Below are 15,806 nucleotides of genomic sequence, written 5' to 3'. Positions count from 1 at the left end.
CTGATTTTAATTTTTTCTCATGACTAGGCTTCTTCCAAAGCTTCATTGACACGTTGATAAAGGCGAGTGACCTTGATGAGAAAAGCTTTTCTCTCCTCGGTCAAATCTTCTTCTCTCATGCGCCACTGCCAGTTGCCGCCGATGGTTGACGGGTAGTTCATCCGGCTATCTTCGCCCAGATCCAATATATCCTGCATGGTCGCAATGGCTGTATCACTAACTGTTGCAAAAAGAACGCGAAGCATGGCCTGACTGACAGGTTCTATCGGCTTGCGGTTGCTGTATGCATCAACGTACTCTTGCTGCTCAGCACTCAAATTTTGGTACCAGCCGTTGACCACTTCGTTGTCATGGGTTCCCATATAGGCAATAGAATTTGGGATACAGCGATGCGGTGCATCAATGCTCTTGCCAGTCACATCACTCAAACCAAATTCCAAGATTTTCATACCTGGATAGCCACAATCATTGAGCAGTTTTCTAGCCTTGGCATCAATATTTCCTAAGTCTTCTGCGATAATCGGCAGATCTCCCAGCGTTTCTTTGACAACTTTGAACAGACTGTAACCCGGGCCTGGTTCCCAGCTGCCAACTTTGGCAACCGTTGCTTTTCCATCAACCTGCCAGTAATCTGAAAATCCTTTGAAATGGTCAATTCGAAGCAAATCATACAGTTTGAAACTTTCGTGAATGCGGTAAATCCACCAGCTAAAACCGGTTTTTTCATGCTCTGCCCAATCGTAAAGCGGATTCCCCCAAAGCTGACCATCTGCGCTAAACTGATCTGCTGGAACACCTGCGACAAAGGTTGGCTTGCGCTCGCTGTCCAGTTTGAACAGCTGAGGTTTCGTCCATACTTCCACGCTGTCTGCGGAAACGTAAATAGGCATATCGCCGATAATCTTGATATGGCGTTCATTCGCATACCGTTTGAGCTGCTTCCATTGGCTGAAGAAGAAATATTGACACACCTTAAAGTAGTCGATTTTATCTGCCAAGGCTAACCGGTACTTGTCAAGTGCTTCTTCGTTACGAGCTACAACTGCCTTATCTTCCCACTCCTGCAAGGCACGATTGCCAAAATACTCCTTGATTGCCATAAATTCTGCATAATCATTGAGCCAGGAAGAGTTCGCTTTTTCAAATTCTAACAAGGCTACTTTTTGTTTCTCATCAGCCAAAAATGCCCTAACTGCTTTTTCTAGGATTGGCCGCCTAATCTGATACAGAAGAGCGTAATCCACACGCGTTGGGTCAGCACCGAAGCAAATCCCTTCGTAATCACTCTCTTGCAAAAAGCCGTCTTTTGCGAGTAAAGCAAAGTCAATCAGATGCGGATTGCCAGCGATAGCTGAAAAGGACTGATAAGGGGAATCTCCGTAGCTAGTTGTGGTGAGGGGCAGTAATTGCCAAAAGGTTTGCTTGGTTTCCACCAGAAAATCCACAAAATCATAGGCTTCCTTTCCAAAGGTTCCTATCCCAAATGGACCTGGTAGAGAGGTAATATGCATCAGTACACCACTGGTTCGTTGTGTCATAAAGCGCTTTCCTTTCTGTTAATTTATCCCTATTTTAACGGAAACGTTTTCACTTGTCAAGTATTTTTACGTAACAATTTTACCTTTTACGTAAAACTACTATTTCTGTCAGGCCGTTCCTGCCCTTCTGTCCCAAACAATGAACGGTGTTCCTAATTCATCAGCTATATTTTTAAGTAAAATTATGGTACACTTATAGAAGAATCTTCGTAGAGAAAGCAGCATATCATGAGCAAGTACAAGAACGTCTACACTGACATTAAAGAAAAGATTGAGCAGCATATTTGGAAGCCCAATGAGGAATTACCTACCGAAAACGAGTTAATGGAGCATTACTCCTACTCAAAAGACACCATTCGCAAGGCATTATCTATGCTTGAAATGGATGGCTATATCCAAAAGCGTCAAGGACGCAACTCAATCGTTTTGGAACACAACCTGATGAAGAGCCAGTTCGTTTCTGAGATTAAAACTTCTGGCGAACTCAACCGCCTAGCTCTTCATGATATTCAGACTCACTTAAAAGATCTCTATATCATCCAAGGTGAAGAGGCCTTAATGGCCATTCTGGAGGTGGATGAAAAAGTAGACTTCTATCGTGTGGCACGGGTTCGTACCATTGATGGCGAGCGTCTGGAGTATGAAGTATCCTATTTTGACCGCCGCCTTGTTCCTTATCTGAATCGCGAAATTGTCGAAGGTTCGATTTACCGTTATCTTGAGGAGGAACTCCATCTTAAAATTTCCCACTCTAGACGGGAGATTTCCTTCCGCTATGCGAATGAGGAAGAACGAACACAGATGGACTTGGGCGACTATGATATGGTTGTCGTGGTCACCAGTATCACCTACTTGGCCAATGGACACCCCTTCCAATATGGAACCATCAGCTACCGTCCAGATAAGATTAGTTTTGTTTCCATGGCCAAACGATAACAAAAACAGAATGTTTCCAGCGAAACATTCTGTTTTTGTATATAAGGAGAGCTTAGTTGATCATTGCTGCCTTGCAGTTGCTTACTTACTGTGCCAGATGTCTTCGTTGTACTGCTCGATGGTACGGTCAGATGAGAAGAAACCTGCCTTAGCAATGTTGTGCACAACTTTCTTGTTCCAAGAATCTTGATCCTCGTAATCTGCAAAGACTTGCTCTTTAACTTCAATGTACTCAGCCAAGTCAATCAAGGTCATGAACCAGTCTTTAGAGATGAGTTCATGGTGCAAGCGACCAAGGCGCTCGTCGTTGCCGAGGGCACGGATTTCATCGCTGACGATAAAGTCAACTGCGCGCTTAATGTTGGTATCGCCATTGTAGTAGTCTGCAGATACATAGCCAGCCTTGTCGTACAAGTCGATGATGGTATCAGAGTCTTTACCGAATGTGTAGATATTGTCCATTCCTGCCAATTCTGCAATCTCAACGTTGGCACCATCCATCGTACCCAGTGTCAAAGCACCGTTGAGCATGAATTTCATGTTACCAGTACCTGACGCTTCTTTAGAAGCAAGCGAGATTTGCTCAGAAATATCTGTTGCAGGGATGAGTTTCTCAGCAACTGTTACGTTATAGTTTTCCACCAAATGAACGTTGAGGTACTTGCTCACTTCTGGGTCGTTGTTGATCAACTCAGACAAGCAGAGAATCAAGTGAATGATGTCTTGAGCAATCACATAAGCAGGAGCTGCCTTACCACCGAAGATAACGGTGATTTTACGTTTTGGCAGGTTGCCGTTCTTGATTTCAAGATACTTGTGGATGACATACAAGGCATTCATCTGTTGGCGTTTGTACTCGTGGAAACGTTTGATTTGTGTATCAATGATGGAATTTTCGTCCAATTCGATACCCTTGTTGTCTTTTAAATAACGTTTAAGAGCCAATTTGTTGTTAAACTTGATTTCAGCCAACTTAGCATGCACTTCCTTGTCATCTGCGAAGGCAAGCAATTTCTCCAACTTGGTCGCATCTGTCAAGTAGTCATCACCAATCAATTCCTTGATGTAATCCGCAAGGTCTTGGTTAGCAAATTCCAACCAACGACGGAAGGTGATACCATTTGTCTTGTTGTTGAATTTTTCTGGGTAAAGCTCGTAGAAACCTTTCAATTCAGAGTTTTTCAAGATTTCAGTGTGGAGAGCCGCAACCCCGTTGACTGAGTTTGAGAAGTGGATGTCCATGTGGGCCATGTGGACACGACCAGACTCATCGATGATGTGAAGGGCTACATCTGGAACGTCCTTGGCTACCAAGGCATCCAATTCTTTGATGATGTCCACTAAGTGTGGCACGACTTCTTCCAAGAACTCAAGCGGCCATTTCTCAAGGGCTTCTGCCAAGATGGTGTGGTTGGTGTAACCAGTCATGTTCTTAACGATTGCCACTGCTTCTGCAAATTCCAAGCCATGTTTTTCTGTCATCAGACGAATCAATTCTGGGATAACCAGTGATGGGTGGGTGTCGTTGATTTGAACATAAGCATAATCAGCCAAATCATGCACGTTTGATCCACGCTCAATAGCTTCATCAATCAAAAGCTGAGCAGCATTTGATACCATGAAGTATTGTTGGTAGATACGAAGCAATTCACCCTTCTTGTCTGAATCATCTGGGTACAAGAAGAGGGTCAAGTTTTCCTTGATGTCGGTCTTATCAAAAGAGATACCATCTTCAATCAAGTCATAGTTAACAGATTCAATATCAAACAAGTTAAGGTAGTTCTTGCTGTCTTTTTTGTAGCCAAGAATGTCCAGACGGTCCAATTTAGATGTCAGGGTAAAGTCTTTGAACGGTACATCGTAGCTGATAGTAGTCGGAATCAACCAAGAGTCGTTTTCAATCCAGAAGTTTGGTTCTGCTTCTTGCTGGTTGTCTTTGAAGACTTGCTTGAACAAACCGCAATGGTAGTTGAGGCCAACACCTTCACCGTTGATGCCAAGGGTTGACATAGAGTCCACAAAGCAAGACGCCAACCGTCCAAGACCACCGTTACCAAGTGATGGTTCTGGTTCAACATCTTCTACCTGCGCCAAGGACTTGCCGGCCGCTGCCAATTCTGCTTGAACGTCTTTGTAGATACCGAGGTTGATTAGGTTGTTGGACAAGAGTTTACCGATCAAGAACTCAGCTGAGATGTAGTAAACCTTGCGTTTTCCGGTATTTTTAGGCTTGTCTGCAGCCGCTTCTTTCACATAGTGAAGCAACTGAAGGTAGATTTCTTCATTGGTCAATTCCGACAATTTCTTGTTGGTATTACTTTCTGCAAATTGGGTAAAGTTAATCATGGTGTTCATTTCCTCTTTGATATAGTTTCGTCATTTTCAGCAGGAAGTCTTTGCGTTCCTGTGTCAAATCTTCTGGTTTCATGCGCCACTGCCAGTTTCCGCCGACAGTGGAAGGGGTATTCATCCGGCTATCTTCGCCTAGGTCTAAGACATCCTGCATGGTCGCAATAGCGGTATCGCTAACTGTCGCAAACAGGATACGAAGCATGGCTTGACTGACTGGCTCAATGGGCTTGCGGTTGCTGTACGCATCAACGTATTCTTGCTGCTCCGCAGACAGGTTGTTGTACCAGCCATTGATTACCTCATTGTCATGAGTGCCGGTATAGGCGATGGAGTTCGGTGTGCACCGGTGGGGCGCATCAATGCTCTTTCCTGTGACGTCAAAGAAGCCAAACTCTAGAATTTTCATCCCTGGGTAGCCACAGTCTGCCAAAAGCTTACGAGCCTTGGCATCAATATTGCCCAAATCTTCTGCGATGATTGGCAAATCACCCAAACTTTCTTTGACAGCCTTAAAGAGATTGTAGCCAGGCCCAGGCTCCCAAGTACCGACTTTGGCCACTTCCGCCTTACCATCTACCTGCCAGTAGTCTGAGAAGCCTTTGAAATGGTCAATTCGCAAGACGTCATAGAGTTTAAAACTCTCATGAATGCGGTAGATCCACCAGCTGTAACCTGTTTTTTCATGCTGCTCCCAGTCATAGAGCGGGTTGCCCCACAGCTGACCGTCCTTGCTAAAGTTGTCTGCCGGCACACCTGCCACATAGAGAGGCTTGCGTGTGGCATCCAACTTGAAGAGTTGTGGCTTGGTCCAGACTTCCACGCTGTCAGCCGAAACATAGATTGGCATATCGCCGATAATCTTGATGTGGTGCTGGTTGGCATAGGCCTTGAGCGCCTTCCATTGACTGAAAAAGAAGTATTGACACACCTTGAAGTAGTCGATGCTATCAGCCAAGGCCAACCGGTACTTGTCCAAGGCTTCTTCATTACGGGCGATGACTTCTTTGTCATCCCACTCCTGAAGGGCCTTGTTGCCAAAGTGTTCCTTGATGGCCATAAACTCTGCATAGTCTGTCAACCAAGAAGCATTGGCTTTTTCAAAGGCAGCAAAGTCTCTTTTTCGTTTATCATCTTGTAAAAATCTGTCCACAGCCTTCTCCAGAATGGGACGCCGCACCTGATAGAGCAGGGCATAGTCAACCGAGTCTGCTTCTTTGCCAAAATCTTGCTCAGAAAAATCCGCCTCATCCAACAAACCCTCTTCTGCCAAGAGTTCAAAGTCAATCAGATGTGGATTTCCGGCAATCGCTGAGAAGGATTGGTAGGGAGAATCCCCATAGCTTGTGGTGGTTAAAGGTAAAATCTGCCAGTAGGTCTGTTTGGTTTCTACCAAAAAATCAACAAAGTCGTAGGCAGGCTGACCAAAGGTACCGATACCAAACTTTCCAGGAAGTGAGGTAATATGCATTAAGATTCCACTGGTACGATTTGTCATAGTTCGCATCCTTTCTCTTTGGAATACAGTTGACATTTTAACGCAAACGTTTGCGCTTGTCAAGGATTTTTCTTTTATTTGCCTAAAACCATTTGTTAAATCCCCTTCTAGCAGGCTTGTTAACGAGTAACAAAAGTGCTGTTGCCGCCTCTTCTGTTTTTTCTCTCTAGTTTTTCCACTCTTTTCGTAAGAGTAGTTGAAAAACCGATCGTTTTATTGTATGTTAAGGAAAATACTTGCTTTATGAGCTGTTTTATTTTAGAATTATTTTGTAGCAGTATACTTTTAGGAAGGAATCGAAACATGATAAAGAACATTCTTAAGTTTTTTATTACCGCAACCTTTTTGGTTTCATTTTTCTCACCCTCTCGTATGGACACCGTCCATGCTGCCGAGCATAACGATGTCATTACCAAGATTTCCATCGTAAATAAGGATGGAAGCCCTATTACCGGCCCGGTCCGGCAATGGGAGCGATTCCGTATTGACATAGACTTTGCCCTGCCAAACAACACGGTAAAGGCCGGCGATACCTCCACCTTCACCTTCCCTAATGAACTCGCATTATCACAGAACCCCGCTTTTGAACTCCGAGATCCCAGAGGAAATCTGGTAGCTACGGCTGTTATGAAGCAGCGGACAGTGACCCTGACCTACACGGATTATCCCGAGCGCCATTCCGATGTGACCGGAACCCTTCATATCTTTGCTCGTGTAGATCATGTTGTCATTCCGAACGCCCAAACCATTCAAGTGGATTTTACTGTTGAAGGCAAGGTCATCCCTGGCGGAAAAATTGACTTCAACGGTATCGGAAAACCCTATCCAAACGAGATAGACAAGGCCGGTTGGCAAAGTTCGACCGATTCAAAAATTATTGAGTACGCTATTTCGGTCAACCGTAAAAAGGTTGCTTTGAACAATGCCGTTGTCAAGGATACATTGAAAATCCCAGGCGCCAGCTTTAATCAATCATCTCTAAGAATCTACCAAGGTGATTGGCAATTTATCAACGGCGACTGGCGACTCCTCAACCAACGGGATGTGACTGCCGACTACGCCGTTACTTGGAACGGCCAAGAATTCTCTGTGAATCTAGGGAACCTCCGTGCAGATCAGGGAATTATGCTACGCTACCAAGTTCATATTCCTTATGTCCCTGCAAGCGGGGAACTCTTCCAAAACACAGCTAGCCTAGAAACCAATCAAACCCTTCAGAAAACACTAGACTCCTATGTTCGTTTCCTCACAGCGGATGGTCGAGCAGAAGGTTATGTATTCACTGTCCAAATCAAAAAAGTATCCGAAGACGGAACTGCTTTGGCCGGTGCTGAATTTGAACTGGTTCGTAATTCGACAGGTCAGGTTGTTGGCAAGCTAATCACTGACGAGAGCGGAATTGCTTCTGTCAATGGATTATTGAAAGATAATTACACCATTCGTGAAAAGAAGGCACCTACAGGCTATGAACTAGAAAACAAAGAAATTAGTATCAGTCCTTCCGATTTCGGCTCCATTACTCGAGTGGCTTTCAAGACAATTACCAACAAACGGATTGTAACCTCTATCCAAGGTAAGAAAACCTGGGATGATAACCTGAACCAGGACGGCTTGCGTCCTCAGTCTATCACCATCCACCTACTGGCCAATGGACAGCCGACTGGACAGACCACAACAGCTACTGAAGCTACTGGATGGGCCTACCAGTTCACCAACCTACCAAAATACGAAAATGGTACCGAAATCCGTTATTCTGTCAAAGAAGAAGAGGTGACCGGCTACACTGTTGTCTATGATGGCTTGAACATCACCAACAAGCACGAGCCAGAAAAAACCAAGATTGTCTTTAACAAAATTTGGGAGGATAGCAACAACCTAGATGGCAGCCGACCAAACAAGATTACTGTTATTTTAAAGTCTGATGGTCAAGAAGTCGACCGCCAGGAGGTGACAGTAGATGCAGACGGCAACTGGAAAGGGGAATTTACCAATCTAGATGTCTATAAACAAGGCGTAAAAATCAACTACACTGTCGATGAAGTTGTCCCAGCAGGATACGAAAAAACAATAACAGGTGACAGCTCAACTGGTTTTACAATCAAAAACAGCCACACACCTGTCACAACAACAACGACAACAACGACAGAAGTTACAACAACCACCTCTACTACTACTTCTGAGGAACCGTCCACTACAACGTCCGAAGAAACAACTACGGTGACCACTACTTCTGAGGAACCATCTACTACAACATCCGAAGAAACAACTACGGTTACTACTACTTCTGAGGAACCGTCTACTACAACATCCGAAGAAACAACTACGGTGACCACTACTTCTGAAGAACCGTCCACTACGACATCCGAAGAAACAACTACGGTGACCACAACAGAAGAACAAACCACTACAACCTCCGAAGAATCTACGACAACTACGACCACTGAGGAGGCTTCTACCACAACCTCTACGGAGGAAACAACAACCCCACCGACACCAAGTTCTTCAACTACAACTGTTGAACCTAAAAAAGTCCTGCCAAAGACAGGACAATCCTCAACCATTTGGTTAAGTTTCCTTGGAGTCTTGCTTTTTGTAGCTTGTGGATTCGGCTATCGTTTCCATAGACAAAAAGACTAATCTTGCTATATTTCTCATAAAAAAACGCTAGTCTGGAAAGGTCCAGACTAGTGTTTTTAGTTCCCCAGCTCTTCCTGAATGACTAGCTGTCCATCCACCATGTCTGCTACAAGTCGCTTAGCATGGATGTTGTCAAGATAGAAATCTGTCACCTTATCACGGATCTGACTCTCTATCACACGGCGAAGCGGGCGAGCTCCCATGGCCTTATCGTAGCCTTCTTCCATCAGATAGGCCTTGGCTGCTTCTGTTACCTTCAATTCAATTTCCTTCTTGGCCAAAGTCTTGTTAACCTGTGCCAACATGAGATCAACGATGGCTTTGAGGTCTTCTTTGTCCAAGTGCTTGAATTCAATGACTGCGTTGAAACGGTTGAGAAATTCTGGACGGAAGTAAGGGGCAATCCGCTCCATAATATCACCATCTCCTTCAGCGGTTGCCGGATAACCAAAACCTGCGTTTGAGGTTGCAATAATGACAGTGTTCTTGAAGTTGACGGTGTTACCCTGACCATCTGTCAAATGCCCGTCATCTAGTACCTGAAGCAGAAGGGTAATAACCTGCGGGTCTGCCTTTTCAATTTCATCCAAAAGGACAATCGAGTACGGATTGCGGCGCACACGCTCGGTTAAAGTGTTGGAGTTGTCGTCATAGCCCACATAACCCGCGGTGGTTCCAATAAGCTTAGATACCGCTGTTCGGTCGCTGTACTCAGACATATCCAGACGGATGATGGCTTCTTTTGAGCCAAACATATCCAGAGCCAACTGTTTGGCTAGCTCAGTCTTCCCAACCCCAGTCGGGCCGACAAAGAGGAAGGAGCCAATCGGACGGTTGCCTTCATCAAAACCAGCACGATTCCGACGAATGGCGCGTGATACAGCTTCAACCGCATCGTCTTGACCGATGACATTAGCAGCAAGACGTGACTTCATCTCCTTGAGGCGCTCAATGTCGGATGCCCCCATCTGCGATACTGGAATCCCTGTCATCCGCTCAACTGCCTCAGCGACGTCGTTGACCGTAGCTACGACACGCTGGCTCTCTGTATGGTTGTCGATCTGCGCTTGCAGCTTATCAATACGGACTTTTTCCTTGAGCGCTTGTTCATAGTCTTCTTTTTCAGCAGCCTGAGTCTGGCGATTGCGGGCTTGAGCAATTTCTTCTTCAAGCGTTTTAATATCTGTTACAGAGTGCTGAGCTGCCAAGTGAGCAGCAGTTACATCAATCAAGTCAATGGCCTTGTCTGGCAAACTGCGTTGAGGAATGTATTGAACCGAGTAATCCACCGCTGCCTTCAATACAGAATCTGGAAGGTCGATATTGTGGTGAGCCTCATAGAGAGGTTTGATCCCCTTGAGAATCTGGTAGGTATCCTCAGAAGATGGAGCATTAACCTTGACTTCATTGAAGCGGCGCGCTAGAGCTGCATTTTTCATGATGGTGTTCCGATACTCATCCTGTGTTGTTGCCCCGATTAGGGTTAATTCTCCGCGGGAAAGTGCTGGTTTCAAAATATCCGCCAGACCTTTGGAACCTGAATCCCCTCCTGTACTACCTGCACCCAAAATCTGATGAATTTCATCAAAGAAGAGGATGATGTTGCCTGCTTTTTTGACCTCATCGACCAAATTTTGGATGTTTTCTTCAAAAGCACCGCGGTATTGGGTTCCGGCCTCCAAACCTGAAATATCAATAGAGATAATTTCCTTGTTTTTGATAGCAGCTGGAACATCACCGTTGACAATGGCTTGAGCCAGACCTTCTACTACGGCGGTTTTTCCGACACCCGCATCTCCAACCAGAACAGGATTGTTCTTGGTACGACGGGCTAGAATTTCGGCGGTTTCTTGAATTTCCTTATTCCGACCAATGACTGGATCCAACTTGCCTTCACGGGCATCCTCTGTCAGATTGCGACCCAATTTAGCCAAAATACCACCTGGCTTGACATTTCCTTTAGTTTCCTGCGTTTGGGCTTGCTCGCTCTGTGGGAGCTTACCTGTTTGGCGATAGTAGACAAACTCTTCTGGTGTCACTTCGCGGCCATTGATAGAATAGCGTCTGCGTTCCGTATTGTAGCCGCCCATATTTCCCATAAGTTGGTTGAAAATGTCGTCCATATTGTTAAAGTTGTTGAAATTATTGTTCATAGTAGCTTCTCCTTGTTTTTTGTTTGACCATTATTGACCTTTGTTTGTTAAAAAAATACGCTAGTGTCGATGTGCGTCATTCATCATAGGACCTCCCTGGGTCTTTTTCTGACCAAAATTGACCAATCTTATAAAAAGAAGAATCAAATTTTGACTTTTACTGACCTTTAAATCTTAAAATTTGTAAGGTCTTTTACCTTACGAGGACTATTATACACTATTGGTCAGTGAAGGTCAATAGGTTTGTTTGACTTTTTTTCAAAAAAAAAAGCTGGGGGAAAACTCCCTCCAGCTAGTCTCATTTCTTCGCAAGCAACTCTGCTCCTCTACGGCGGTAAGACAAATCTCCGACGGCTTCAATGGTAAAGCGACCTGATTCGTATCGCACAACTGTAACGGAACCATTGTCCAAGGCTAGATTGGTTGGACGGTTTGGCTCCAAAAGATTGACCAAAGTAGCAATCGTCATCCCATGACTGACAACCAAAGCATTACCGCCACCCTGGGCCTCCAGATCGCGAGCGATAGACTCAAAACCAGTCAAAATACGGTGGCTCAACACTTCCCAGGACTCAGACCAGCCCGCTGTATCGGCTTCTTGAATGCCGTTTGCAATTTCTTCAAAACTCATGGTTGAAGCATCTACGATACCGCTGATACGAGGCAGAACTCCGTTAAATAGCTCCGCATCATACATGCCCTCAAAACTACCAAAACACCACTCCCGAATCCGCTTGTCTTGGTAATAAGGAATTTTCCCAAGGATGCCCAACTCTCTCTGGGCAATGGTAATGGTCTGCACAGTCCGTCCTAAGTCACTGGAAACTGCCTTTTTAAAAGGAATACCAGCATCTTTTAACCCACGACCCAATTCACGGATTCCTTCTTCTCCGAATTTCGTCAAAGGGGTATCACACCAGCCTTGAACGCGACCGATGGTATTAAACATGGTCTTACCGTGACGCGAAATATACAGTCTTGTTTCTGTCATAAACTCCTCCTCTTTCTCTTCTTCTAGTATATCAAAAAACGATTGCTGACGGCAATCGTTTCTCATTTTAGTTTTTAAAACTATGAATCGGGGCAGGAATTTGTCCGCCACGATTGATAAAGTCAACAGATGAGGCTTGGTTGACCTTCATGACTGGGGCTGTTCCCAAAAGACCGCCAAATTCAATCATGTCCCCTTCCTTACCCTTTGGAATAATCCGAACGGCAGTGGTTTTTTGGTTGATAACCCCGATAGCCGCTTCGTCCGCAATCATGGCCGCGATGGTTTCATAAGGGGTATCTTCTGGGATGGCAATCATATCCAAGCCAACCGAGCAGATAGCTGTCATGGCCTCCAGTTTTTCCAGATTGAGGGAACCATTTTGGACAGCCGCAATCATACCCTCATCTTCAGATACAGGGATGAAGGCACCTGAAAGGCCGCCAACTTGGTTACAAGCCATAACCCCACCCTTTTTAACGGCGTCATTGAGGAGGGCAAGTGCAGCTGTCGTTCCGTGTGTACCAACGGTTTCCAGACCCATTTCTTCCAAGACACGCGCCACAGAATCTCCAACCGCTGGCGTTGGGGCAAGGGAGAGGTCAACGATACCAAACTTGACACCCAAGCGCTCACTAGCCAAGGTTCCAACCAACTGACCGATACGGGTAATCTTGAAGGCTGTCTTTTTAACGGTTTCCGCCACCACATCAAAGCTCTCACCGCGCACTTTCTCAAGGGCACGTTTGACAACTCCTGGGCCAGAAACACCGACATTGATAACGACATCTGCTTCACCGACACCGTGGAAAGCGCCTGCCATGAAGGGATTGTCTTCAACCGCATTGGCAAAGACCACCAGCTTGGCCGCACCCATATCAGAAGCCTGAGCTGTCTCCTTGATAATCCGCCCCATATCCCGAACGGCAGTCATATTGATACCGGTCTTGGTGGAGCCGATATTGACAGAGGAGCAGACCTTAGAAGTCTGAGCCAAAGCCTGCGGAATAGAGTTGATGAGAATCTCATCCCCCTTCTGGTACCCTTTTTGTACCAAGGCTGAAAAGCCACCGATAAAATCAATGCCGATTTCATTGGCTGCCTTGTCGAGAGCGTGAGCCAATGGAAGGTAATCTGTCGCATCCGTTGCTGCACCAATCAGGGCAATAGGGGTCACGCTGACCCGTTTATTTACAATCGGAATCCCCAACTCTGCAGCGATTTCGTCACCGACGGCAACCAAATTCTTAGCCTTGGTAACGATTTTTTGATAGACTTTTTCAGCTGCTTTATCAATATCTGCATCAATACAGTCGAGAAGCGAAATACCCATGGTGATGGTACGGATGTCAAAATTCTGCTCCTCAATCATGTCAATGGTTTCTTTTACCTGTCTAATATCCATGAAAGGCCTCCTTACAGATTGTGCATAGCATCAAAGATGGCTGCGCTCTGGATATTGATCTTCACGTTCAGGCTCTGACCATAGGCTTCCAACTCTGAGCGTAGCAGGGTGAAATCTTTCTTTTCTTCTGAAGATACCACTGCCATCATGGTGAAATACTCATCCAAAACGGTTTGAGAAATATCATCAATGTTGAGCCCCAATTCAGAAACCTTGGTTGCAACGCCTGCAACAATACCTGTCTTATCCTTACCAACTACTGTAATAATTGCTTTCATACTACACCTCTTTTGATTTTTAACTATTCTACCATAAATCCGTATAAAACAAAAGAAATACTAAAAAAGAACAGAATAAACTGCTCTTTCGTTAGATTTTTACGAACGTTTTCAACCATTAACGAGGGAACTGTTTCTTATAATTCGTTAACGTCATGCCTGTCCACTTGTTAAAGGCACGGCTGAAGGCATCGACCTCGCTGTAACCAACGAGGGAGGAAATCTCCTCGGTCGGCAGCTTCATTTAAGGGCAACCTTTTTATGTCATCCGGCTCAGCATCAGCATACCTTAGGAACACCTACCGAAGGTAGGCATAGCCCGATTTAGCTATGCTTCATCTGGCTGCTGGCCATCGTGGGCCAGCCACTTGCAGTCTGTCAAACTCATTTCCGAAAAGACGGCTTCAAAGGAAGAGTCTTCTGGCGAGCAGGCATAGATGCCGAAATGGATCTTACCGCTGCCTTCCTGCAGGTGGCAGACCCGCATTTGCTCAAAATGGACACCGTCTTTGGAATTTTCAATACAAAAATCACTGCCGCGTCGGCTCAAACGGTAATAAATGGACTTGACGGAGGCAGGAATTTCCTGGGTAGCCCAGTCGGAATAGCCATGGTTGGTCACGACGCTGCCCAAGTGTTGAAAATCTTCATTTTCATACTCAATCGAGCCCTTAATCCAGTTTTCCGAATCCTGATAGACTACTACACCGCACTGATCAAAACGAGTATGGCTATTGGAAAAATCCGTCTTAACCGTAAAGGAAAAATACTCTTCCTCCGTGTCCATCAAGAGCAGGGGAGCATTGTCATTGACAAAATGGTAGTAGGTCTTCTGCCACAAGTCTGTATGAGCTTGGGTTGTGATTCTAATTTCTGTATCCGAAATCTGATAATTTTCTGGTTCCCGAACCCAGTAAAAATCCTTTGTGTTCATTTGGATTCCTTTCAGCACATAACATCTCATTAAAAGCTTACCATATTGTACTGTAAAAATACAGATGCTGCAAGTGTTCTCTAGAGATCTTTTCGTTTTATATTGCTTGTATATACTGAAAAAAGCAGACTTCACTTAAAAATAAAAGAATTTCAATTTTTTCTGACACCCTATTGACAAAACTTTGGAACTTCGGCTACGGATTTCCTTAAGGATCAAAGTGGACCAACGGTTTCTTAGAAGAGGCACCCCATCTTCTCTAGAACAAGTCCTACAAGAATCCTTTCTTTGGTGTTACACCAAAACGTGCAGCCAATTCTTTCAGTTCATGGTCTGTGATTTCTTGCTTGATGACACCACCCTGTGCTCCGACTTGGCTATAAATCATGGCTGCTTTTTCAATGACTTCCACCAAGCCATAGGTTTCATCAAGAGAGACACCAGAAGCAAAGAGTCCATGATGTGGCCAGATAACAGCCGAGAAATCAGCCATTTTTTCTGCTGTCGCTTGTCCAATCTCTGTTGTACCTGGAGTCATATAAGGAATGAGCCCAATTCCTTCAGGAAAGACAACCAGCGATTCTGCCTGCATCTTCCAAAGTAAACGTGAAAGATGACGCTCATCCAAGTCCTGAGTAAAGGTAAGTGCAATCAAGTTGGTTGGGTGACAATGGAAGACAACACGTTGTTCAGGGTTAACTTTCAGGCGTTCAATGTGGCTCATCAAGTGACTTGGAAACTCTGAGGTTAGTCGTCCACCATCTTCAAATCCCCAAACAATATCGTAATGGTGACCATCTTCAGAAATTTTGACCAATCCTAAATCAAGTAGGGGTTGCTTGGTCACATTTCTAAAATAGCGACCTGTCCCTGTAACAAGATAATACTGACCTGCTAATGCTGATGCATCAAAGCCAAGTTCATGCGTGGATTTGACTTCATGCACATCTTCATAAAAGCTCACTTCTTTCTCGGTTAACCGGCAGGAAACATTGCCACCATTTCGCTCATCCCAGTATCGAAGATAAGACTGGTAAGTCACTTCTCGCATGGTTTCTACATAGGGTGAATCAATAAATTTTGTCAT

General features: G+C 45.0%; 12 protein-coding genes. 2 read left to right on the top strand and 10 right to left on the bottom strand.

The genetic code is table 11. The annotated features are described in order from the left end of the window. Positions 1-23: 23 nt before the first annotated feature. Positions 24-1,538 carry a 4-alpha-glucanotransferase gene (gene malQ, locus INT76_RS09515; RefSeq protein ID WP_212570222.1) on the bottom strand — a complete coding sequence of 505 codons (1,515 nt, stop codon included), beginning with the start codon at positions 1,536-1,538 and terminating at the stop codon, positions 24-26. A gap of 228 nt (positions 1,539-1,766) precedes the next feature. On the opposite strand from malQ (INT76_RS09515), the gene INT76_RS09510 reads away from it, so the two are divergent. Further along, a complete protein-coding gene (locus INT76_RS09510) occupies positions 1,767-2,474 on the top strand; it encodes a UTRA domain-containing protein (RefSeq protein WP_212570220.1) in 708 nt (235 codons plus the stop codon). 81 nt (positions 2,475-2,555) lie between these two features. Here INT76_RS09510 and glgP read toward each other — a convergent pair whose 3' ends face one another. After that, positions 2,556-4,820, bottom strand: coding sequence for a glycogen/starch/alpha-glucan family phosphorylase (gene glgP, locus INT76_RS09505; protein ID WP_212570218.1), 2,265 nt, complete (start codon positions 4,818-4,820; stop codon positions 2,556-2,558). After that, positions 4,813-6,321: a 4-alpha-glucanotransferase gene (gene malQ / locus INT76_RS09500; RefSeq protein ID WP_249116147.1), complete on the bottom strand. Its 1,509-nt coding sequence runs from the start codon at positions 6,319-6,321 to the stop codon at positions 4,813-4,815. The genes glgP and malQ (INT76_RS09500) overlap by 8 nt, the downstream gene beginning before the upstream one ends. 303 nt (positions 6,322-6,624) lie before the next feature. On the opposite strand from malQ (INT76_RS09500), the gene INT76_RS09495 reads away from it, so the two are divergent. Continuing rightward, entirely contained in the window at positions 6,625-8,958 is a 2,334-nt protein-coding gene (locus INT76_RS09495; protein WP_212570214.1) for a Cna B-type domain-containing protein, read from the top strand. Between the two features lie 56 nt (positions 8,959-9,014). Here INT76_RS09495 and INT76_RS09490 read toward each other — a convergent pair whose 3' ends face one another. The 7 genes from INT76_RS09490 to rhaD all read right to left on the bottom strand — a co-directional run bounded on the left by INT76_RS09490 (position 9,015) and on the right by rhaD (position 15,806). Continuing rightward, positions 9,015-11,111, bottom strand: a complete 2,097-nt coding sequence (locus tag INT76_RS09490) for an ATP-dependent Clp protease ATP-binding subunit (protein WP_212570212.1) — start codon at positions 11,109-11,111, stop codon at positions 9,015-9,017. Between the two features lie 298 nt (positions 11,112-11,409). Continuing rightward, positions 11,410-12,102, bottom strand: a complete 693-nt coding sequence (locus tag INT76_RS09485; RefSeq protein ID WP_212570210.1) for a histidine phosphatase family protein — start codon at positions 12,100-12,102, stop codon at positions 11,410-11,412. 67 nt (positions 12,103-12,169) lie between these two features. After that, entirely contained in the window at positions 12,170-13,507 is a 1,338-nt protein-coding gene (locus INT76_RS09480) for a PFL family protein (protein ID WP_212570208.1), read from the bottom strand. 11 nt (positions 13,508-13,518) lie between these two features. Then, a complete protein-coding gene (locus INT76_RS09475) occupies positions 13,519-13,785 on the bottom strand; it encodes an ACT domain-containing protein (protein ID WP_212570206.1) in 267 nt (88 codons plus the stop codon). A 118-nt stretch (positions 13,786-13,903) separates the two neighbouring features. Then, positions 13,904-14,029 carry a helix-turn-helix domain-containing protein gene (locus tag INT76_RS11190; RefSeq protein WP_212570204.1) on the bottom strand — a complete coding sequence of 42 codons (126 nt, stop codon included), beginning with the start codon at positions 14,027-14,029 and terminating at the stop codon, positions 13,904-13,906. An 84-nt stretch (positions 14,030-14,113) separates the two neighbouring features. Continuing rightward, positions 14,114-14,719: a DUF1349 domain-containing protein gene (locus INT76_RS09465; protein ID WP_212570202.1), complete on the bottom strand. Its 606-nt coding sequence runs from the start codon at positions 14,717-14,719 to the stop codon at positions 14,114-14,116. Positions 14,720-14,990: 271 nt separating this feature from the next. After that, the gene (rhaD, locus tag INT76_RS09460; protein WP_212573059.1) at positions 14,991-15,806 is read right to left on the bottom strand and encodes a rhamnulose-1-phosphate aldolase; all 816 of its coding nucleotides are present in this window, start codon (positions 15,804-15,806) and stop codon (positions 14,991-14,993) included.

It is taken from the genome of Streptococcus oriscaviae (assembly GCF_018137985.1).
Taxonomy (GTDB): Bacteria; Bacillota; Bacilli; order Lactobacillales; family Streptococcaceae; genus Streptococcus; species Streptococcus oriscaviae.
This window is presented reverse-complemented; position numbering and strand designations above follow the sequence as displayed.

Coding starts and splice junctions, on each gene's coding strand:
- INT76_RS09465 (WP_212570202.1), bottom strand. CDS start 14,719: ATGAACACAAAGGATTTTTACTGGGTTCGGGAACCAGAAAATTATCAG.
- rhaD (WP_212573059.1), bottom strand. CDS start 15,806: ATGACAAAATTTATTGATTCACCCTATGTAGAAACCATGCGAGAAGTG.
- INT76_RS09480 (WP_212570208.1), bottom strand. CDS start 13,507: ATGGATATTAGACAGGTAAAAGAAACCATTGACATGATTGAGGAGCAG.
- INT76_RS09490 (WP_212570212.1), bottom strand. CDS start 11,111: ATGAACAATAATTTCAACAACTTTAACAATATGGACGACATTTTCAAC.
- INT76_RS09495 (WP_212570214.1), top strand. CDS start 6,625: ATGATAAAGAACATTCTTAAGTTTTTTATTACCGCAACCTTTTTGGTT.
- INT76_RS09475 (WP_212570206.1), bottom strand. CDS start 13,785: ATGAAAGCAATTATTACAGTAGTTGGTAAGGATAAGACAGGTATTGTT.
- INT76_RS11190 (WP_212570204.1), bottom strand. CDS start 14,029: ATGAAGCTGCCGACCGAGGAGATTTCCTCCCTCGTTGGTTACAGCGAG.
- INT76_RS09485 (WP_212570210.1), bottom strand. CDS start 12,102: ATGACAGAAACAAGACTGTATATTTCGCGTCACGGTAAGACCATGTTT.
- INT76_RS09510 (WP_212570220.1), top strand. CDS start 1,767: ATGAGCAAGTACAAGAACGTCTACACTGACATTAAAGAAAAGATTGAG.
- malQ (WP_212570222.1), bottom strand. CDS start 1,538: ATGACACAACGAACCAGTGGTGTACTGATGCATATTACCTCTCTACCA.
- malQ (WP_249116147.1), bottom strand. CDS start 6,321: ATGACAAATCGTACCAGTGGAATCTTAATGCATATTACCTCACTTCCT.
- glgP (WP_212570218.1), bottom strand. CDS start 4,820: ATGATTAACTTTACCCAATTTGCAGAAAGTAATACCAACAAGAAATTG.